The sequence below is a fragment of the uncultured Agrobacterium sp. genome (assembly GCF_913777885.1).
Taxonomy (GTDB): Bacteria; Pseudomonadota; Alphaproteobacteria; order Rhizobiales; family Rhizobiaceae; genus Agrobacterium.
In genome coordinates, this window is sequence record NZ_CAJYTV010000017.1 from 237,987 (window position 1) to 258,419 (window position 20,433).

The window sequence follows — 20,433 nt, forward strand, 5'->3', positions numbered from 1 at the left end:
CAGACGGTGGTCTGTGGGCCCCGAGTGAACCAAAGTGTATGCATTTCCGTTGAACCCCGGGCGAAACAGGAATGCGAGGGGAGGGTTCATCGTGACCTATGCGAAGCTTGAAACGGACGCGGTGCTGACGGCGCTTGAGGAGATTGACGGTTGGTCACTGCGCGAGGATGGTTTGGCGATCGTCAAGGCATACAAATTTGCCAGTTTCGCCGAGGCTTTCGGCTTCATGGCGGAATGTGCGCTCGTGGCGGAAAAGCTCAACCACCATCCTGAATGGTCGAATGTCTATTCGCGGGTGAAGGTCTGTCTCACCACGCATGATTCCCAGGGGATCACCGAGCGTGACATCCTGCTGGCCAAGGCGATGGAGAAGGCGGCTGCCGGGCGCGGCAATTGAACGCTGCACCAGCTTTCCTATATCATGGCCATGACCAAAGGAAACTCGACCATGGATGACGTCAAGATCGGTGAAATCCTGCTTCCCGGTGATCCCGACACGCAGAGGGAGCGCGAGCAGACGGTGCGCTCCAAGTTCTGGCCCAAGATGAAGCGGGTCGTCAGCAAGGTGCCTTTTGCGAGAGACGCTGCGGCTGCCTATTATTGCGCGGTCGATCCGGGAACGCCGCTTCGTGCGAAGGGTATTCTTCTTGCCGCGCTTGGCTATTTCATCATGCCCATCGATGTTGTGCCGGATATGTTGGCGGTCATCGGCTTCACCGATGACATCGCCGTTTTGACCGCAGCGCTCGCCATGATCCGTGCCCACATCAAGATGGAGCACTACGACGCTGCGGATGTGGCGCTGGAGAAGATGCGCGAAGAGTAACGGCCCTGTGATGCGCCGTTAGCAACGCTTCCAAATCCTGACAAATTCTTGCCTGAATTGGCGTGTCATAGCTGTGGATGTGGCGCTGTCTCGCGTCGCCTGGAGCATCTTCTTGCATGCGTCAGGACGTTCTGACGCATGTGCTTTGTCCGAGCTTTCGTAAGCTTCGGTAGGGCAGGCTTCTCAGGGCGCGCGGGAAGTATCCGAACTGTAACACCGCGATACAATTCTCACCTTTTAACGATGGCGTTGACGGTTTGGTAACCGTTCCTTAGCCAAAATAAAGATGACGGCCTTCACCTAGCACCGGCCCGGCCTAGCCGTTCGGGCAACTGGAAGACAATAAACCCGGCAGGAAATTCAATGTTTGTAAGAAGTGTAGCAACCGCAGCCGCCATTTTGCTGACCAGTGTCAGCATTGCCTCTGCACAGTCGCCCACGCGCATCCAGCAGTTCAACGCTTGGGGTGCCTATTCGTACAAATCGGGTAAAAGCACCGTTTGCTATGTTCTGTCCGTCCCAACCGCCAAGGAGCCGGCGAGCGTCGACCATGGCGATATCTTTTTCATCGTGTCGCAGCGCCCTGGCCAGAACATCTCCTATGAGCCGCAGGCTATGGTGGGCTATCCTTTGAAGGAAGGCTCCAAGGTCAATGTGACGATCGATGCCAAGAACTTCGTCATGTTCACCAAGGACAAGGCGGCTTGGGTCGAGAACGCCGCTGAAGAGCCGGCACTTGTTGCAGCCATGAAGACGGGCAAGAGCATGACCGTCAAGGCGACGTCGGGTCGTGGCACGGCAACCTCCTATTCCTATTCGCTGTCCGGCATCTCGGCAGCACTGAAGCAGATCGAAAGCTGCAAGTAAGCAAACGTCGAAGATCAAGTCTGATGGCCGGTCTCTTGACCGGCCATTTGCGTTTTGGCCGGTTTGATGCTAGATGCGCGCCCAACACAAATGCTGGCGACACCAGGATGATCGCCGCAGTTTTGGATTTCTCGACATGCAGATGACGTTCCGCCGTTTCGACAGGTCGGTTTCGCTCGTGCATTGGATGATGGGATAGGACGATGTCCACTTTGGAAGCTACACCCGGTCTTGCAGTCAAAGCGCCTCTGGTCGCCAACAGCGATCTCATGTCGGACAAGCCGTCGCTCATCGGCATGACGCGCGAAGAGATGGCCGACGCGCTGATGGAGATCGGCGTACCGCAAAAGCAGGTGAAGATGCGCATCAGCCAGTTGTGGAACTGGCTTTACGTGCGCGGCGTCTCCGATTTCGACAACATGACCAATGTCGCGAAAGACCTCCGCGAGACGCTGAAGGCGAAGTTTACCATTGCCCGGCCCGAGATCGTCGAAGAGCAGATTTCCAATGACGGCACGCGCAAGTGGCTGATGCGTTTTCCCCCGCGTGGTGCCGGTCGTCCGGTGGAAATCGAAACCGTCTATATTCCTGAAGAAGGCCGTGGCACGCTGTGCATCTCCAGCCAGGTCGGCTGTTCGCTCACCTGTTCCTTCTGCCACACCGGCACGCAGCGTCTGGTGCGTAATCTGACGGCCGAGGAAATTCTGTCGCAGCTTCTGCTTGCGCGTGATCGTCTGGGCGATTTTCCGGATGGCTCAACGCCGGTCGGCGCCTATGTTCCGAGCGAGGGCCGCAAGGTGTCCAACATCGTGATGATGGGCATGGGCGAGCCGCTCTATAATTTCGAGCATGTGAAGACCGCACTTTTGATCGCTACCGATGGCGACGGCCTGTCGCTGTCCAAGCGCCGCGTGACACTTTCCACCTCCGGGGTCGTGCCGGAAATCTTCCGCACCGGCGACGAGATCGGCGTGATGCTGGCAATCTCCCTGCATGCCGTGCGCGACGAACTGCGCGACATGCTGGTGCCGATCAACAAGAAGTATCCGCTGAAGGAACTGATCGAAGCCTGCCGCAACTATCCGGGTCTTTCCAATGCGCGCCGTATCACCTTCGAATATGTGATGCTGAAGGACGTCAATGACAGCCTGGAAGATGCCAAGATGCTGATCCAGCTTCTTAAGGGTGTTCCAGCCAAGATCAATCTCATCCCCTTCAACCCATGGCCTGGCACCAACTATCAGTGCTCGGACTGGGCGCAGATCGAGAAGTTTGCCGACTTCATCAATCAGGCCGGCTACGCCTCACCGATCCGCACGCCGCGCGGGCGCGATATTCTGGCAGCCTGCGGCCAGCTGAAGTCGGAATCGGAACGCATGCGCAAGACCGAGCGCCTGGCGTTTGAAGCGATGATGATTGCCAATCATGGGGCTGACGACTGAGTTTACGGTGTCGTCGCTCCGAGAGCAGCTTCAGTCTTGAGCTTCTCCGGTACGGGTCTGTGGCGACGCTCTTTCTGACGTCGCGCAGGATGGTTTCCTGAACATTCCGATGACATTTCCCAGCCACCGTCTCAAGACCCTCATTCCTGTGACTTTGGTGATCTATCCAGGATAGTGCATGCCGACAAAGGCGTAAGGCGTCCTGTTTGCGGCAGGTTTGAGTGCTTATTGCAAGAACAAACCTCCATCGCGACCGCGGAAAACTTGTTTTACGTCAAGCGGTCGTGCGCTTCCGGCTTCAGAGTATCAGGCTTGCGCGGTATGGACCGCATTTGCGAGTAGAGGATCGGCAGTTTCGTTCCATTTTTCGACGGACTTATAGACCTCAGCAGCTTTTGATTGAACCTTACCCCTCCACCTAATCAAATATTTGATCGCTCCGATCTCTCCCGCGCGATTGATTTCGGCTTAACCCTTTCTTAAAGAGAGCGGGAAAAGCAAAATAATCGGAGGAATACCCTATGCGCGCACTTATTCTGGCGCTCGCCGCCGCCACGGCTCTCGTCCTGCCTGCCAAAGCGGAAGACGTGACCGTCGCTGTGACTGCCATCGTCGAACATCCGGCCCTCGATGCCGCACGTGATGGCGTAAAGGCAGCACTTGCCGAAGCTGGCTACAAGGAAGGCGAGAATCTCAAGTTCGTCTACCAGTCCGCGCAGGGCAATCCAGGTACCGCCGCGCAGATCGCTCGTCAGTTCGTCGGCGACGCTCCAAATGTCATCGTGCCGATCTCCACGCCGTCGGCGCAGGCCGTCGTTGCCGCAACGCGCGACATTCCGGTCGTCTTCACCGCGGTTTCCGATCCCGTCGGCGCGCAGCTTATCAAGTCGATGGAAAAGCCCGGCCGCAACGTCACCGGTCTTTCGGACGCGCTTCCCGTCAACGAGCATCTGGCTCTGGTCAAGGAAATCGTGCCGTCTGCCAAGACGATCGGCTACATCTACAACTCGGCCGAGGCCAACTCTGTCTCGACGCTCGCTCTGTTGAAGGAAGCAGCGGCAAAGGCCGGTCTGACGGTTGTCGAATCCGTCGCCACCAAGTCCTCCGAAGTTCAGGGCGCGACCCGCGCATTGGTCGGCAAGGCGGATGTAATCTACGTTCCGACCGACAACACTATCGTTTCCGCCTTCGAGGCGGCTGCCGGTGTTGCGGCTGAGGCGAAGATTCCGCTCTTTGCTGCCGATACGGATTCCGTGGCACGTGGCGCTATCGCAGCGCTCGGCTTCAACTATTTCGATGTGGGCAAGCAGACGGGTGCTGTCGTCGTGCGTATCCTGAAGGGTGAGAAGCCTGGCGATATTGCGGCAACCACAGCTGTCGGCACCGACCTCGTTCTCAACAAGAAAGCCGCTGAAAAGATTGGCGTGACCTTCCCTGAGAGCGTCGTGAAGCGCGCTACGAAGGTGATCGAGTAACGTCTCCTCGTCGGCCTCGCGCGATTGACATTGTTTATGTCGTTCCGTCCACACAAGGCCGGATCACCGAGATACATCACTTCCAATCGAGAGTGCCGCGCTTCAGCGGCACTCTTGCTCTATCGGCCCGGCGAAACGCCCGGTCGAAAAACCCAAGGACTTCTGTCGTGAGCCAAATCGCCTTCTGGGGTGCCGTCGAACTGGGGCTGGTCTTCGCCTTTGTCGCGATCGGTGTTTATCTCGCCTTTCGCGTGCTCGATTTTCCCGATCTGACCGTTGATGGTTCTTTTCCGCTCGGCGCTGCCGTGGCGGCGGTGCTGATCATTGCCGGTCTCAATCCATGGCTTGCGACAGGCGTTGCGATGATTGCCGGTGCTGGCGCCGGCATGGTCACAGCACTTTTGAATGTCCGCTTCAAGATCCTCAATCTTCTGGCCTCGATCCTGACGATGATTGCGCTGTTTTCTGTCAATCTGCGCGTCATGGGCAAGCCGAATGTCGCCCTTCTCAATCAGGAAACGGTCATCGAGCCTTTCTATGGTCTTGGCTTATCCGATTATCTGGTGCGGCCTCTCTTCGTTGGTTTGCTGGTTATCGTTGCTGTCATCCTTGTGTGGCGCTTTCTGGAAAGCGATGCAGGTCTTGCCATGCGCGCCACTGGCGCGAATGCCCGCATGGCCCGCGCTCAAGGGGTAAAGACCGGCAACCAGATCTATCTCGGCATGGCGCTTTCCAATGCGCTCGTTGCGCTGGGCGGGGCGCTGTTTGCCCAGACTAACGGCTTTGCCGATGTGACATCGGGTGTCGGCACCATCGTTGTCGGGCTTGCCGCCGTCATCATCGGCGAAACGCTGTTCGGCTCTCGCGGCATTCTGATCGCGTTGATCGGCTGCGTCTTCGGCTCGATTGCCTATCGGCTGGCTATCCAGCTTGCGTTGTCGAGTGATGCGCTTGGCCTCAAGGCCTCCGACCTCAATTTCGTTACCGCCGTTCTGGTTGCCGTCGCCCTCATCCTGCCGCGCCTGCGCCGTGGAGGAGCCGCATCATGATTTCGCTGTCCGATATTCAGGTCATCTTCGGCAAAGGAACGCCGCTGCAAAAGCAGGCGCTGGCGAAGATCAATCTCACGATTGAAACCGGCTCCTTCGTCACCGTGATCGGCTCGAACGGTGCTGGCAAGTCGACGCTTCTCGGCGTTCTGGCGGGCGACGTGCTGCCGAGTGCTGGCAAGGTCACGATCAGCGGCGTGGACGTCACACGCAAGCCGACCGCCAGCCGTGCGGGGCAAGTGGCGCGTGTGTTTCAGGATCCGTTGGCCGGAAGCTGCGGTGCGCTCACCATCGAGGAAAATCTGGCGCTGGCAGCCGCACGCGGAAAGGTTCGCGGTCTGCTTCCGGCGCTCGGCGGTGGACGTCGCGCCTTCTTCCAGGATCGTATCGCTTCGCTGGGCCTTGGGCTGGAAAACCGGTTGAAGGACCGCATGGATCTTCTCTCCGGCGGCCAGCGCCAGGCGGTCTCGCTGGTCATGGCAACGCTTGCCGGGTCCGATGTTCTGCTGCTGGATGAACATACTGCTGCGCTCGATCCGGGCATGGCCGAATTCGTCATGGAACTGACCCGCAAGGTGGTGGAGGAGCGCAAGCTTACCACGCTCATGGTGACGCACTCCATGCGCCAGGCGCTGGATTACGGGGACCGCACCATCATGCTGCATGCCGGTGAAATCGTGCTCGATGTTTCCGGCGAAAGCCGCAAGGGTCTCCAGGTGGAAGATCTGATCGAGATGTTCCGCAAGATCCATGGTCAGACTCTCGATGATGATGAATTGCTCATCGGGTGATGCACAGGACGGGCTATGCTCCTGTCACCGTTAAAGTGCGGGCAACAAGACCACGCTGGAACTTCACGACCGCTGCACCATTTCTACCGCATCCAATCCCTCACGAGGGACTGGATGTCCTGTCATGTTCGTTTCAGGTCGAATGTCACAGTCATGGAGAAATGATGTTTTTCAGAAAAAGTCTTTTCGCCGCACTCGCAGCCGCTTTTGCAATTCTTCTGACCGGTTGCAACGACAAGGATAATGAAAATAAGGGTGTTGTCGCCCCAGCGGCAGACCAGGCGGCGGTTTCCAAATACAACGCTTATGTCAAGGCAGCCAATTCGCTGGCCGTGAGCTTCAACCAAGTTCTGCAAAGCCACGCTCAGACATATGCTCGTGCCTTGGCTGGCGACAAACCGCTTCAGAATTACTCCGTCGCAAGCCCCATAGACGTTACCAAGGTCAAGTCTGCCCTGAATGAGGCGTTCGTCAAGGAGGCGACGTTTGCAGATATCGATCCTGCAGCGAAGTCTTATGCCGATGCTCTGGCCGGTTTCGAGCCGATCAACACTGACCTTGCGAATTATGCGCAATCCAAAGGGTATCTCGCAGATGGTGGCAAGACCGCACGTGAGAAGGACCCAGCCTTTGTGGATGCCCTGAAGAAGGTAGCGGCGGCAGAGGAGGCCTTCTTCAATAGTATGCAGAAGCACGATTACGATTTGGCGCGCAAAGCCTATGACGAGGCTGCGCCGGATAGTGTGGAGCGTGATCGAGCAGGGATCATTTTGTTTTCAAAGGACACAGTCTCCAAACTGACTGCCATGTTCGCAGCACCTGGTGACGCCAATCTCCGCGATGATACGAAAGCCAGCCTTAACCGCCTGAGTGATGTGTCGGTGGCATGGGACAAGAAACTTCGGTCCAGCGATGCGAAGGGATGTCCCGCCACGATGAGCGCTATCAACACCTTCATTGCTGGCGCACGCACAGCCGTGCAAAGAGCGGAAAAGGGGGATTACAGCGTTGAAATTGATCCTCGCTACGTCAACACCATCCAAGATCCCGTTTACACGGATGGCCGTCAGTTGAACATGAACTATAGCTGGCTGATCAGTTCATTTAATGGCAACAGGTGCTGATGGGCGCTGACTTGTAAGCTCACCCTCATCCTCGCCCTCGAGGCGGAGATCAATGTACTACGATGACTTATAAACGGTCTTGAACAGTCAGACCACACGACGTTGCGGCTCCGTCTGGCAAGGCGGCAGTATGGTCCACGCAAAAATGTGCAACGGTTGCGATAACGACATGCGATAAACAATGATCCAGAGCTTGTGAGCAGATCTGAAAGATCGCGAAACGCTTTTGACAGCTCTCGCCTTACTTCGCCTGCGTCAGGAAAATCTTGACGGCGAAGAGGGAGAAGACGCCAGCGATGGTGTAATCCAGACCGCGCAAAACCTTGCGATTGCGCTGCAGCCAGTCGGAGAGCGAGTCTGCAGCCACCACGATTCCGATGCCGATGGGCAGCGCGACGATGATCGACCAGAGACCGAGGAAGATCAGCTTTCCGGTAACGTGCGGATCTGTCGCCGTGACGAATTGCGGCAGGAAGGTCATGAAGAAGATGATGACTTTCGGGTTGAGCAGGTTGACCCATAGACCGTTGACCAGAGCCGATGTCATCGATGCGCCCGCCTTCTGTTCCTTCGGGCGCTCCATGACGAAGTTGGAACCGTGGCGGATGGCCTGGATGGCCAGCCAGACGAGATAGGCGGCACCGCCTGTCTTCAGCACCATGAAGGCTGTCGGTGAAGCGACGATGAGGGCTGCCACGCCAAAGGCGACCAGCAGCGTATGGACGGTGATACCGAGATTGGTGCCCACGAGCGTCATGAAGCCTGCCTTGCGGCCCTCGCGCAGGGAGCGGCTGATCCAGAGCGTCATGTCCGGACCGGGCGTCACCGCCAGAACCAGGATGGCGACGGTAAAGGCAATCAGGGTTGGCAGGCTCGGAATGAAGTCCACGGTGATACCATCCAAAACGGGGTTGCTGCATACTCATAACGCCGTTTCGTGAGCCTGCCAATTCCTCTTCGTATTGCGTCAGCTATTCAAAAACGTCTTGAAGTGCTCGGCATAATCGCCATGCCAGCGCGACAGCGGTGGTCTGTTCTGGACAATGTCGTTGGCAGCCCAAAGAATGCGCTTCTCGTCGGTCTTTCTATCCACCTCGTTGTCGGGGCAGAGAATGTAGAAATCGCCGCGCCCAATGCTCTCCAGCATGAAGTCCACCGTCTGCTCCGGCGTCCATGCGCCATCCGGCTTTTTCGTACGCTCGCCTGCGGTAAGACCGGTGAAGACGAAGCCGGGAATCAGGAGATGCGCTGAAATCGCGCCGGTGTTTGAAGTGCGCAGCTCATGTTGAAGCGCTTCGGTGAACGCCTTCACGCCCGCTTTCGATACGTTATAGGCCGGATCGCCGGGTGGCGTGGTGATGCCCTGTTTCGAGCCGGTATTTATGATGAGGCCCGGCTCTCCATGGGCGACCATGCCCCCGCCGAATACGCGGGTGCCGTTGATGACGCCCATAAGGTTGACGCCGATCACCCTGTCCCAGTTGACTTGGGGGCCGAAAAGGGCGCTGCCCGGCTGGATGCCGGCATTGTTCATCAGCACATGGACGCGGCCAAAGCGCTGGATCACCGCTCGTTCGAGTGCCTCGAGTTCATCGAGCTTGGAGACATCCGTCGGGATGGCGACGATCTTCGCCGCGCCATCCTCAACCGTGGCGGCAATGTCACGTTCTGCCGCTCGCAATTTCTCACCGTCCAGATCGACCAGCACGACGCTCATGCCGAAACCGGCACATTGTTTTGCCGCTGCAAGACCTATGCCGGAGGCGGCTCCGGTGATGACGGCAACATTATCCTGTTGGAATGCGGGGTGAAATGTCGACATTGGTTTCTCCTTCTCCAGGGCCGTCCTTATCAAACGGCAGTGGCATCCCATGCAACCAGACGCCTTTTGGTGCGCCTTATGAAATCTATCGCTTTTCTCGTTTCAGTCACGTGACAAGTCATCCGGCAAGCAAAGCGTTCCCAGTTCCGATCAGTTTTCATTATCTCTTGCGCCGACCGATAAACTCGCTAAAAGTGCCGCAATCCCAAGGAAAGGCGAGGCTTGAAGCGATCGCCGGTTATGCAAATGGATTTCACGAATGGCACTCCCGAAAGACGTTAAAAAAGTCGTTCTCGCCTATTCCGGCGGTCTCGATACCTCGATCATCCTGAAGTGGCTCCAGACCGAACTCGGGGCGGAAGTCGTCACCTTCACCGCCGATCTCGGTCAGGGCGAAGAGCTCGAGCCGGCGCGCAAGAAGGCCGAAATGCTCGGCATCAAGGAAATCTTTATCGAGGATGTGCGCGAGGAATTCGTTCGCGATTTCGTCTTCCCGATGTTCCGCGCCAATGCCGTCTATGAAGGCGTCTATCTGCTCGGCACCTCGATTGCCCGCCCGCTGATTTCCAAGCACCTGATCGAAATCGCCAAGAAGACCGGCGCTGATGCCATTGCCCATGGCGCCACCGGCAAGGGCAACGACCAGGTTCGCTTCGAGCTTTCCGCTTACGCGCTGAACCCGGATATCAAGATCATCGCCCCTTGGCGCGACTGGACGTTCAAGAGCCGTACGGATCTCTTGAACTTCGCCGAACAGCACCAGATCCCGGTTGCCAAGGACAAGAAGGGTGAGGCACCGTTCTCCGTCGACGCCAACCTGCTGCACTCCTCCTCCGAGGGCAAGGTTCTGGAAGACCCTGCACAGGAAGCCCCGGAATACGTGCATATGCGTACTATTTCTCCGGAAGCGGCTCCCGACAAGGCAACCATCATCAAGGTCGGTTTCCGCAAGGGTGATGCCTGCTCGATCAACGGCGTTGAAATGTCGCCAGCGACAATTCTCAAGACGCTGAACGATTATGGCCGCGACAATGGCATCGGTCGTCTCGATCTCGTAGAAAACCGCTTCGTCGGCATGAAGAGCCGCGGCGTCTACGAAACCCCCGGCGGCACGATCCTGCTGGCAGCCCACCGCGCCATCGAATCCATCACGCTCGACCGCGGTGCAGCCCACCTCAAGGACGAGTTGATGCCACGTTATGCCGAGCTGATCTATTACGGCTTCTGGTTCTCGCCGGAGCGCGAGATGCTGCAGGCCCTGATCGACAAGAGCCAGGAGCATGTGGAAGGCGAAGTGACGCTGAAGCTCTACAAGGGCAACGTCATGGTCACCGGTCGCGAGTCTGCCAAGTCGCTCTATTCCGACAAGCTCGTTACCTTCGAAGACGACCAGGGCGCTTATGACCAGAAGGATGCGGCCGGCTTCATCAAGCTCAACGCTCTGCGCCTGCGCACGCTCGCCAAGCGTAATCTCGGCAAGTAAGTCTGCGCGTAACCTTGCGTTTTCAAAGCCCCGCTTAAAGGCGGGGCTTTTTCATGCCCTCATGTCAGCTTTCCGCGCGAGTCTTGTCCATGGCGGCGGTGTGAAGATTCTTCTGCATGACAGACAGCAGCGCATGGAAGCGTTCGATGTCTTCCCTGTCCAACCCTTCTGTCGCCTGCGCTATCAGGCCATCCACCTCTTCGCGCACCGATTTCAGCATGTCTGTCGAGCTTTCGGTCAGGTAGATGCATTTCGACCGGCGGTCGTCCGGGTTCGGGCGGCGCTCCACGAGTGCAAGCGATTCCAGCTTGTCGAGATAGGTGCAGACCGTCATCGGTTCGAGACCGATGCGGGCGGCAATATCGGCCTGCTTGGCGCCATCGATGGCAGCAACCGTCAACAGCGCGCGGGCTTCGCCCGGTGTCAGCCCAAGGCCAGCCGTTGCGATGCGTCGCTCGAAAACGCTGTTGAGAAAACGGGCGCTGCTGTTCAGCAGAAAGGCCAGAGGTTCTCGTTCGGGATTTGATGTCATCAATCGGTGCTTTTCATTAGAATTCTTCTACTTTGTGACAATTTCTCGTCTTCCATGCAATCCGACAAAAGGAGAAAGTCATCGCCACGTCGCTGCACATGGTGCGTGCGCGTCTCTTGGATGCAGGCGCTCATGCGCTTTCAATCTCCACTTCTTGATTTTTCCAAAATCCAACCCGGTTTTCGCGGTGATGCCCTGGCCGTTCTTGGCGTCAGATATTGAAAGCTGCTAGCGGGCATGCCCATATGGCTGACAATCACATTTGCATGAGGACAAACCATGACATCGACGATCGCGCACTACTCCGCTCTGACCGACTGGAACGGGAAAAACGGGCTGCCGCGTTTCGATACTGTCAGGGATGAGGATTTTGCCGGTGCTTTCGATGCGGCACTGACAGCCCACAATACGGAGATCGACACCATAGCAGGCGATGGCGAAGCGCCGACATTCGCCAATACGGTTGTTGCGCTGGAAACTGCTGGCGACGAACTCTCTCGCGTTTCGGCCCTGTTCTGGAATAAGGCTGGCGCCCACACCAATCCGCAAATCCAAGCGTTGGAGCGTGAGATCGCGCCCAAGATGTCGCGCCACTATTCGCGCATCGGCATGAATGAGGCGCTGTTCAAGCGCATCGATACGCTCTGGGAGAAGCGCGAGACGCTTGGACTGACCAATGAGGAACTGCGGGTCTTGGAACGCCACTGGAAGGGCTTCGTGCGCGCAGGCGCCAAGCTCGAAAAGCCGCAGCAGGAGCGCTTGGCCGCGATCAACGAAGAGCTCGCAGGTCTTGGCGCCCAGTTTGGCCAGAATGTTCTGGCGGATGAGAAGAGCTGGAAGCTATTGCTGTCCTCAGATGAAGAGCTCGTCGGTATTCCAGATTTCCTGCGCGACGCCATGGCAGGTGCCGCGAAGGAGCATGGCGAAGAAGGCAAGTTCGCAGTCACGCTGTCGCGCTCCATCATCGAGCCTTTCCTCACCTTTTCCGAAAGCCGCGATCTGCGCGAGCAGGCCTTCAAAGCCTGGGTGGCGCGGGGTGAAAATGGTGGTGAGAGCGACAATCGCGAGATCGTCAAGAAGACGCTGGCGCTGCGCGAGGAAAAGGCAAAGCTGCTCGGCTATGACAGTTTTGCCGCCTACAAGCTGGATGACACGATGGCGAAGACGCCGGATGCGGTGAACGGTCTTTTGACGGAGGTTTGGGAACAGGCTGTTGCGCGTGCGGGCGAAGAGGAAGCCGAGCTTGCCACGATCATTGCGCAGGAGGGCAAGAACCATGAGGTCATGCCCTGGGACTGGCGCCATTATGCCGAGAAGCTCCGAGCAAAGCGCTTCAACTTCTCCGAAACCGAGCTGAAGCCCTATCTGCAACTGGAGAAAATCATCGAGGCCTGCTTCGATGTGGCCACACGTCTCTTCGGCATTCGTGCCGTCGAGTTGAAAGACGTGCAGGCCTATCATCCGGATGTGCGCACCTTCGAAATCCGCGATGCCAATGGCGAACTGAAGGCGATGTTCCTTGGCGATTATTTCGCCCGGCCCTCCAAGCGGTCGGGCGCATGGATGAGTTCCTTCCAGTCGCAGCACAAGCTGCCGCTGAAGAATGGCGCGGTTGGCGAATTGCCGATTATCTACAATGTCTGCAACTTCGCCAAGCCATCGGCAGGCAAGCCAGCGCTTCTGTCACTCGATGATGCACGCACACTGTTCCACGAGTTTGGCCATGCTCTGCATGGCATGATGTCGAACGTCACCTATCCGTCGGTCTCAGGCACCGGCGTTTCGCGCGATTTCGTCGAACTGCCTTCGCAGCTTTACGAGCACTGGCTGACGGTGCCGGAAATCCTCGAAACCTATGCGCTGCATTACGAGACCGGCGAGCCCATGCCGAAGGCGCTGCTCGACAAGGTGCTGGCGGCCCAGACATTCAATGCCGGCTTCAACACGGTGGAGTTCACGTCTTCCGCGCTTGTCGACATGGCATTCCATACCCGCGGCACAGTGGAGGATCCGATGGCGGTGCAGGCAGAGGTTCTGGCCTCGCTCCGTATGCCGAAGTCGATCACCATGCGTCATGCAACGCCGCACTTCCAGCATGTGTTTTCCGGCGATGGCTATTCGGCTGGCTACTATTCCTACATGTGGTCGGAAGTGCTGGATGCCGACGCCTTCGAGGCTTTCGAGGAAACCGGCAATCCCTTCGATCCGGAAACGGCGCGCAGGCTTCTCGACAATGTCTATTCCGTCGGTGGTGCGGTCGATCCGGAGGAGACCTACAAGGCCTTCCGCGGCAAGATGCCGAGCCCCGAGGCCATGCTTAAGAAGCGCGGACTGGTGGCAGCCTGACCCCGTTCAGGGCGCAAAAACCTGTCACACATCTCTGATACGGCGTTTTCGCAAGGGGCTTATGTCGTAAGCCCCCCTTTCGCATTTGCAAAAAAAAGGTTATGAGCCCGCCAAACTAAATTGGCGCATCCCATACGATCAGCGCCCCAACCTCAGAGATATAATCATATGGCCCTTCGCAACATCGCGATCATCGCGCACGTTGACCATGGAAAAACGACACTTGTTGACGAGCTTTTGAAGCAGTCTGGTTCGTTCCGCGACAACCAGCGCGTTGCCGAGCGTGTTATGGATAGCAACGATCTGGAAAAAGAACGCGGCATCACCATTCTCGCCAAGGCGACGTCGGTTGAGTGGAAGGGTGTTCGCATCAACATCGTCGACACCCCCGGCCACGCCGACTTCGGTGGTGAAGTCGAGCGTATCCTGTCCATGGTGGACGGCGCCATCGTTCTGGTCGACAGCTCCGAAGGCCCGATGCCGCAGACGAAATTCGTCGTCTCCAAGGCGCTGAAGGTTGGTCTCCGCCCGATCGTCGCGATCAACAAGATCGACCGTCCGGATGGCCGCCACGAAGAAGTCATCAACGAAGTCTTCGACCTTTTCGCCAACCTCGACGCGACCGACGAGCAGCTGGACTTCCCGATCCTTTACGGCTCCGGTCGTGATGGCTGGATGAACGTCAACCCGGAAGGTCCGAAGGATCAGGGTCTGGCACCGCTGCTCGATCTGGTTCTCGAGCACGTTCCGGAGCCCAAGGTCGAAGAAGGTCCGTTCCGCATGATCGGTACGATCCTCGAAGCCAACAACTTCCTTGGCCGTATCATCACCGGCCGTATCGCGTCCGGCTCGATCAAGCCGAACCAGGCCGTCAAGGTTCTGGGCCAGGATGGCAAGACGATCGAAACCGGCCGTATTTCGAAGATCCTCGCCTTCCGCGGCATCGAGCGTACCGCGATCGAAGAAGCCCATGCAGGCGACATCGTCGCTATCGCTGGCCTTTCCAAGGGCACCGTCGCTGACACCTTCTGTGACCCGTCGGTCACCGAAGCGATGACGGCGCAGCCGATCGACCCGCCGACCGTGACCATGTCCTTCATCGTCAATGACAGTCCGCTGGCTGGCACCGAAGGCGACAAGGTGACGAGCCGCGTCATCCGCGATCGTCTCCTCAAGGAAGCCGAAGGCAACGTTGCGCTGAAGATCGAAGAGGCCGAAGGCAAGGACTCGTTCTTCGTGTCCGGCCGTGGCGAATTGCAGCTGGCCGTTCTGATCGAAACCATGCGTCGCGAAGGCTTCGAGCTTGCCGTGTCGCGTCCGCGCGTCGTGATGCACAAGGATGAGAACGGCACTCTGCTGGAGCCGATCGAAGAAGTCGTTATCGACGTCGATGAAGAGCATTCCGGTGTCGTCGTCCAGAAGATGTCCGAGCGCAAGGCTGAAATGGCCGAGCTTCGTCCTTCCGGTGGCAACCGCGTTCGTCTGAAGTTCTATGCCCCGACCCGTGGCCTGATTGGCTACCAGTCGGAACTGTTGACCGACACGCGCGGTACGGCGATCATGAACCGCCTGTTCCACGACTATCAGCCCTTCAAGGGCCAGATCGCTGGCCGTGTTAACGGCGTTCTCTTGTCGAACGGTTCGGGCGAAGCTGTCGCTTACGCCATGTTCAACCTGGAAGACCGTGGTCCGATGATCATCGAGCCGGGTGAAAAGGTCTATGCCGGCATGATCATCGGCATTCACACCCGCGACAACGATCTCGAAGTCAACGTGCTGAAGGGCAAGCAGCTCACCAACATTCGCGCCGCCGGCAAGGATGAAGCCGTGAAGCTGACGCCGCCGATCCGCATGACGCTCGACCGCGCGCTGTCGTGGATCCAGGACGACGAGTTGATGGAAGTCACGCCGAAGTCGCTTCGTCTGCGCAAGCTGCACCTTGATCCAAACGATCGCAAGCGCTTCGAAAAGGCCAAGATGGCCGGCTGATCACAGCCATTAACCAGTTTTTGCGAAACCCGGCCTGAGCACCCCTCAGGCCGGGTTTTTCTTTGTGCGGGCGAATCAGGCCCGCTTGTCTGATTGGTAAAAAAAGCGTTAATCTCAGCGCCATCGTCCACATGAATAGGCTGTGGGTAAGCTTCCCGCCGTTAACCTTTATGGCTGGTAAGTTTTCATGGCTGGGGCCAGAATCGCGTTATGAAGACGTTATCCATAGATGTTCGCCGGGCTGAACCGGAAGACGCTGGCGCTATTGCACAGACGCACAGGCTGTCCTGGGAACAGGCCTATTCGGGTCTTATCCCGCACAAGCCGCTATGGCAGATGCTGGACCGCCGCGACGAGGACTGGTGGCGGCGCGCTGCCCGTGGCTCCGCAACACTTCTGGTGGTGGAGGTTGCCGGCGTCCTGGCCGGTTACACGACGCTTGGGCTGAACCGTGCCCGCGGTCTTCCTTATGATGGCGAGATCTACGAGCTTTATCTGCGTCCGGAATATCAGGGCATCGGGCTCGGTACCGTGCTTTTCAAAGAAGGCCGCCGCCTGTTGAAGTCGCTCGGCTGCAACGGCGTGGTGGCGTGGTGCCTCGAAGACAGCGATGTCGCCAGCCGCTTTTTCCGCTCGCATGGCGGAAAGGATATTGCCGAAGGCATGGAAGACTTTGCCGACAAGCAGTTGCGCAAGATCGGTTTTGCCTGGCGCTAAGGACGCTTCGAGCTGCAGGCTATGTATGAGCAACACGATGATATCGATCGTCGAAGGTTGGAACGCGTGTGCGTTAGGACTTCTCGCCCGCTGTTTCTTGTAACCGTCTCAATCCTTTAGACTGCGCCCATTCTTGGTTCGCCAAAAGCGCAAAGGTTGCGGCGGGTGATGTTGCAATAAGGCTGCTTTCCCAGTATCGAGAACCATCTCAACTCACCGAAATAAGGAAAGAGTATGCGTATAGATGCAATCTCCGTCGGCAAGAACCCGCCTGAAGACGTCAATGTGATCGTTGAAGTGCCGGTCGGCGGCCATCCTATCAAGTACGAGATGGACAAGGATGCAGGCGCACTGATCGTCGATCGCTTCCTTTACACACCGATGACCTATCCGGGCAATTACGGCTTCGTGCCGCACACGCTCTCGGATGATGGCGACCCGATCGATGTGTTGATCTGCAATACCCGCCCACTGGTTCCAGGCTGCGTCATCAATGTCCGCCCGATCGGCGTGATGATCATGGAAGACGATGGCGGCAAGGACGAAAAGATCCTCGCGGTTCCGGTTCCGAAGTTGACGCGCCGTTACGACAAGGTCGTCAACTACACGGACCTGCCAGAAATCACGCTGAAGCAGATCGAGCACTTCTTCGAGCACTACAAGGATCTGGAACCCGGCAAGTGGGTGAAGATGGGCGGCTGGCAGGATGTCGACGTTGCCAAGAAGCTGATCGTCGAAGCTGTCGAGCGTTACAAGGCTCAGGGCTGATTTCAGCCCAACATCGTCTTGAGTTTTAAGATGATCTCCTCCGGTTCGCCTTCGAGCCGGAGGATTTTTTTGCGCGATGTTTCGCCTGAGATGAAGCTGATCGAGGATTTGGTGATCTTGAGCGCCTTCGACAGAAGCGCAATCAGCGCCTTGTTCGCTTTGCCATCCTCAGGCACGGCGGTAACACGGGCTTTCAGGTAAGCCTGCCCTTCGGCGTCCCGCTCTACGCCGTCGATCGCGTCACGCCCGCCAGAGGGCGTGAGCCTTACCCTCAGTTCAATCTGCGAACCGACGATCTTCCAGGGCTTCAGCGTCAAATGAAGAGCGAGATCAGGAAAGGTCTGATCGGATTCATCAGGATCATCTTGATAAAGACGATGGCCAGCAGCACGATGAGCGGCGACAGATCGATACCGCCCATATTGGGAAGGCGGTTACGGATCGGGCGCAGGACAGGCTCGGTGGCTTGATAGAGGAAGTTGCCGATTGCGTTGACGAACTGATTGGAAGAATTGATGACGTTGAACGCATAGAGCCAGGAGAAGATCGCGCTCGCGATCAGAATCCACCAATAGATGTCAAGCGCCAAGCTAATGACGGTAATCACTGCATCAATAAACCCTGGCATCCGTGTCTCCTATGTTGTTGGAAGACATTTAGACATTGCCAGATGAGCCGACAAGTGGTGCGGTGCGGGAACAGATCAATTGCGCGCCATCCAGCGAGCGTTTTCAAAATCAGCCTTAACACGAGACGAAGAAGCCGGCGGGTGCCACCGGCTCTTAAGCGTTACGCGCCCTTTTGGACGCACAAAGGACGATTCATATCTTGCATCTACCGTCATCCGGTCAAAATCGGCTTCGAGTTTTAGACGGGTACTGTTACCGATCAGGTTACGTCAGCCTCGCTTGCGTCTTGGACCTCAAGGTGCTTGTGGCCTTCCACTTGTTGGCGCTGGAGGACGCGGTCTCGGACGGAGACGCCAAGAAGCTCGGCGATACGCCAGATCACGTTGTCTTCCATCTCGTTGCGCTCGCCGTCTGCGTAGACGATGTCCCAGAGGATGCCGATGAGTTCGACGCGCTCCTGCTCGTTCAGATGGCGGCGGATATCGGTGGTGAAGCGGTAGTAATCCACGGCCTCCTTGCCGGCCTCCTGGCCTGCATCCATCAGCGCGTCCAGCTTGCCTGAACTGAGGTCGTAATGCTCCTGTAGCAATTCGCGCAGGCGTTGGCGCTCCACCTTGGACACCGTGCCATCCGCTTCCATCACTTGAAAGCAGAGAGCAGCGATGGCGACGCGCAGGTCATCGGGCGGAAAATCGCGAGACGTATCGCTGTTCGTCAGGCTTTGAAAGAAGGACTGGATACGTTCGAGCATGGCTCTCCTTGAGCATCAATGGCGCCTTAAAACAGATTGAGGCGAGTTTTTCCGTCGGTGGCGGCAGAGGTTTTTTTTACGCCCGGATCATCCGGAAGACCGCCGAAGAAAGGCACGGCTTCACCGTCCTTTTCAGCAGCTGTGGTTTTCTGCACGGATGGTTTGGCGTCGGGGCTTTTCGGGACCACGGGCTTTGCGGGTTCGACAAGGGGACTGCCCTCTGCTTTTTTAACGCCCGGATCATCCGGCGCACCGCCGAAGAAAGGAACCGGCTCCTCCGTCTTTGCAGGAGAGACTGCCTGCGGCGATTGTGCTGGTGCTGGTGGAGCCTTTGGCTTCGATGCCTCGATCACGGGCTTGATCTCAGACATCGGCTCAATTTTAGCATCGGCCTTAGGCTCGATATGCGGCTTGGGTTCGGTCTTCACCGGAACTGGGATTTCGATAATCCGCTCACGGATTTCAGGCTGCGCCACGTCAGGCAGTGATGCAAGTGCCGTGTCGACGCTCACATCTTCCACCGGGCCCTCGAGCTGGCCGAAAGGCGCCTTCCATTCAAAGGCATCGAGACGACCGGAGACGGGCGAGACGGGGTGCCACTTTTCCGAGACGATACCGTCCGCTACCCATGCCGGGTCGCGTGGCGCGCGCAACGCCTGCGCCATCCAATGGCGTATACGGCCCTGATCGCCGCTTTCGGCCTCTTCTATATCGGCAAGCAGCAGGAAAATGCTTTCGCGGGGTGCGATGCGGGCTGCGGCCTGGGCCTTTGCTCTCGCCTTGTCGAAATCCTGTGCGGCGAGCGCGGCTTGCGCCACGGCAAACAGTGACTCGATATTGTTGGGTTTCAGGCTCTCCAGACGCTCGGCACGCTTCAGCCTGTCAATGGCAGTGTCGCCGCTACGGGCTCGGACATAAAGCTCGGCGATCTGAGGATGCGGTTCGGCCCTCCAGACAGGTTCCAGAACAGCCGCGGCCTTGCGTAGATTGTCCTCGCGCAAATAAGATTTAGCAGCCACGAGCGCAGCTGGGACCAATGCCTTAGAGAGCTTCAATGCAGCCTTGGCATCGTCGCGTGCCGCTTTAGGATCGCTTTCGAACTTTTCTTCCGCCTTGGCCGTCAGAAGAACAGCCTTCAGACGTTCGGCTTCGCCCCGCTCGATGACGTGGGCGGCTTTCTGCTGGTCGAGCAGACGAATTGCGTCATCCCACTCGCCACTACGGCATTTGCTTTCCAGCGTTGCCTGAGCCGCCCAGGGTAGGTAGGGCGCGTTTCGTGCCGCGTCCTCGGCATATTGCAGAGCAGCCTCGTGCGCGCCTTGGCGGCGAGCTTCGATATAAAGACCGCGAAGGCCGAGCTCGCGTGTTTCGGGATCGTTCGCCATCGCCTCGAACTTGCGACGCGCGGCGTCATACTTGCCTTCGATCAGATCGGCCTGCGCTTCCAGCAAATGGATCAACGGTTCCTGGTCTGCACTGAGCAGGCCTTGCGTCCTTGCTGTCATCTTGCGGGCGAGGAGGGCGTTGCCAGCGCCAGCGGCAATCAGACCGGTGGAGAGGGCCTGATAGCCGCGGTCACGCTTGCGGGCGCGGAAATAGCGCCTTGCCATGTGCGGCGAGTTCCACAGTGTGCTGATCATCCACCATACCAGCATGATTGCGGCGACCAGCGTGGCGACGATGGTGGCGGCCACCATAAGGCTCATCTCGATCAACTGTCCCTGCCAGGTGATGGCAAGGACGCCCGGACGATCCGCCAGCCAGGCGAAGCCGACCGCAATGAGAAGGACGATGACGACGAAGCTAACGATCCTGGTCATGT

Annotated in this window: 20 protein-coding genes; 13 read left to right on the plus strand and 7 right to left on the minus strand. The window is 57.8% G+C overall.

Annotation, left to right across the window (positions count from 1 at the left end):
* The first annotated feature begins 91 nt into the window (after positions 1-91).
* The 8 genes from QZ869_RS16270 to QZ869_RS16305 all read left to right on the plus strand — a co-directional run bounded on the left by QZ869_RS16270 (position 92) and on the right by QZ869_RS16305 (position 7,574).
* A complete protein-coding gene (locus QZ869_RS16270) occupies positions 92-397 on the plus strand; it encodes a 4a-hydroxytetrahydrobiopterin dehydratase (RefSeq protein ID WP_112519409.1) in 306 nt (101 codons plus the stop codon).
* A gap of 51 nt (positions 398-448) precedes the next feature.
* Positions 449-826, plus strand: a complete 378-nt coding sequence (locus QZ869_RS16275; RefSeq protein ID WP_296105938.1) for a YkvA family protein — start codon at positions 449-451, stop codon at positions 824-826.
* A gap of 363 nt (positions 827-1,189) precedes the next feature.
* Entirely contained in the window at positions 1,190-1,693 is a 504-nt protein-coding gene (locus QZ869_RS16280; protein ID WP_112519410.1) for an invasion associated locus B family protein, read from the plus strand.
* A 269-nt stretch (positions 1,694-1,962) separates the two neighbouring features.
* Entirely contained in the window at positions 1,963-3,135 is a 1,173-nt protein-coding gene (gene rlmN, locus QZ869_RS16285; protein WP_296106072.1) for a 23S rRNA (adenine(2503)-C(2))-methyltransferase RlmN, read from the plus strand.
* Positions 3,136-3,656: 521 nt separating this feature from the next.
* Positions 3,657-4,610, plus strand: a complete 954-nt coding sequence (locus tag QZ869_RS16290; protein WP_296075042.1) for an ABC transporter substrate-binding protein — start codon at positions 3,657-3,659, stop codon at positions 4,608-4,610.
* Positions 4,611-4,777: 167 nt separating this feature from the next.
* Positions 4,778-5,659 (plus strand): ABC transporter permease, encoded by an 882-nt coding sequence (locus QZ869_RS16295; RefSeq protein WP_112519413.1) that lies wholly within the window; start codon positions 4,778-4,780, stop codon positions 5,657-5,659.
* Positions 5,656-6,450, plus strand: coding sequence for an ABC transporter ATP-binding protein (locus QZ869_RS16300; protein ID WP_296105942.1), 795 nt, complete (start codon positions 5,656-5,658; stop codon positions 6,448-6,450). Before QZ869_RS16295 ends, QZ869_RS16300 begins: the two co-directional genes overlap by 4 nt.
* Before the next feature lie 164 nt (positions 6,451-6,614).
* The gene (locus tag QZ869_RS16305) at positions 6,615-7,574 is read left to right on the plus strand and encodes a DUF3829 domain-containing protein (RefSeq protein WP_296081022.1); all 960 of its coding nucleotides are present in this window, start codon (positions 6,615-6,617) and stop codon (positions 7,572-7,574) included.
* Between the two features lie 241 nt (positions 7,575-7,815).
* Here the strand turns inward: QZ869_RS16305 and QZ869_RS16310 are convergent, their stop codons facing one another.
* Positions 7,816-8,463, minus strand: coding sequence for a LysE family translocator (locus tag QZ869_RS16310; RefSeq protein ID WP_112519415.1), 648 nt, complete (start codon positions 8,461-8,463; stop codon positions 7,816-7,818).
* Between the two features lie 78 nt (positions 8,464-8,541).
* Positions 8,542-9,396: an SDR family oxidoreductase gene (locus QZ869_RS16315; protein WP_296105944.1), complete on the minus strand. Its 855-nt coding sequence runs from the start codon at positions 9,394-9,396 to the stop codon at positions 8,542-8,544.
* Between the two features lie 259 nt (positions 9,397-9,655).
* Between QZ869_RS16315 and QZ869_RS16320 the strand changes: the two genes are divergently transcribed.
* Complete coding sequence (locus QZ869_RS16320) at positions 9,656-10,879, plus strand: argininosuccinate synthase (protein ID WP_112359232.1); 1,224 nt, start codon at positions 9,656-9,658, stop codon at positions 10,877-10,879.
* Between the two features lie 64 nt (positions 10,880-10,943).
* On the opposite strand, the gene QZ869_RS16325 is transcribed toward QZ869_RS16320, so the two are convergent.
* Positions 10,944-11,411, minus strand: coding sequence for a MarR family transcriptional regulator (locus QZ869_RS16325; RefSeq protein ID WP_296105945.1), 468 nt, complete (start codon positions 11,409-11,411; stop codon positions 10,944-10,946).
* Positions 11,412-11,690: 279 nt separating this feature from the next.
* Between QZ869_RS16325 and QZ869_RS16330 the strand changes: the two genes are divergently transcribed.
* From QZ869_RS16330 to ppa, 4 genes are all read left to right on the plus strand, one after another.
* Positions 11,691-13,757 carry a M3 family metallopeptidase gene (locus tag QZ869_RS16330; protein ID WP_296105947.1) on the plus strand — a complete coding sequence of 689 codons (2,067 nt, stop codon included), beginning with the start codon at positions 11,691-11,693 and terminating at the stop codon, positions 13,755-13,757.
* A 168-nt stretch (positions 13,758-13,925) separates the two neighbouring features.
* A complete protein-coding gene (gene typA / locus QZ869_RS16335; protein ID WP_296039711.1) occupies positions 13,926-15,746 on the plus strand; it encodes a translational GTPase TypA in 1,821 nt (606 codons plus the stop codon).
* Between the two features lie 210 nt (positions 15,747-15,956).
* A complete protein-coding gene (locus QZ869_RS16340) occupies positions 15,957-16,463 on the plus strand; it encodes a GNAT family N-acetyltransferase (RefSeq protein ID WP_296020465.1) in 507 nt (168 codons plus the stop codon).
* Positions 16,464-16,697: 234 nt separating this feature from the next.
* A complete protein-coding gene (ppa, locus tag QZ869_RS16345; RefSeq protein ID WP_296020462.1) occupies positions 16,698-17,231 on the plus strand; it encodes an inorganic diphosphatase in 534 nt (177 codons plus the stop codon).
* A 2-nt stretch (positions 17,232-17,233) separates the two neighbouring features.
* On the opposite strand, the gene QZ869_RS16350 is transcribed toward ppa, so the two are convergent.
* From QZ869_RS16350 to QZ869_RS16365, 4 genes are all read right to left on the minus strand, one after another.
* Positions 17,234-17,542 carry a DUF167 domain-containing protein gene (locus tag QZ869_RS16350; protein WP_296020543.1) on the minus strand — a complete coding sequence of 103 codons (309 nt, stop codon included), beginning with the start codon at positions 17,540-17,542 and terminating at the stop codon, positions 17,234-17,236.
* Between the two features lie 2 nt (positions 17,543-17,544).
* Positions 17,545-17,859, minus strand: coding sequence for a YggT family protein (locus QZ869_RS16355; RefSeq protein ID WP_296020460.1), 315 nt, complete (start codon positions 17,857-17,859; stop codon positions 17,545-17,547).
* Between the two features lie 260 nt (positions 17,860-18,119).
* Positions 18,120-18,611: a TerB family tellurite resistance protein gene (locus tag QZ869_RS16360; protein ID WP_296020458.1), complete on the minus strand. Its 492-nt coding sequence runs from the start codon at positions 18,609-18,611 to the stop codon at positions 18,120-18,122.
* Between the two features lie 26 nt (positions 18,612-18,637).
* Positions 18,638-20,431 (minus strand): heme biosynthesis protein HemY, encoded by a 1,794-nt coding sequence (locus QZ869_RS16365; protein ID WP_296098868.1) that lies wholly within the window; start codon positions 20,429-20,431, stop codon positions 18,638-18,640.
* Positions 20,432-20,433 lie beyond the last annotated feature (2 nt).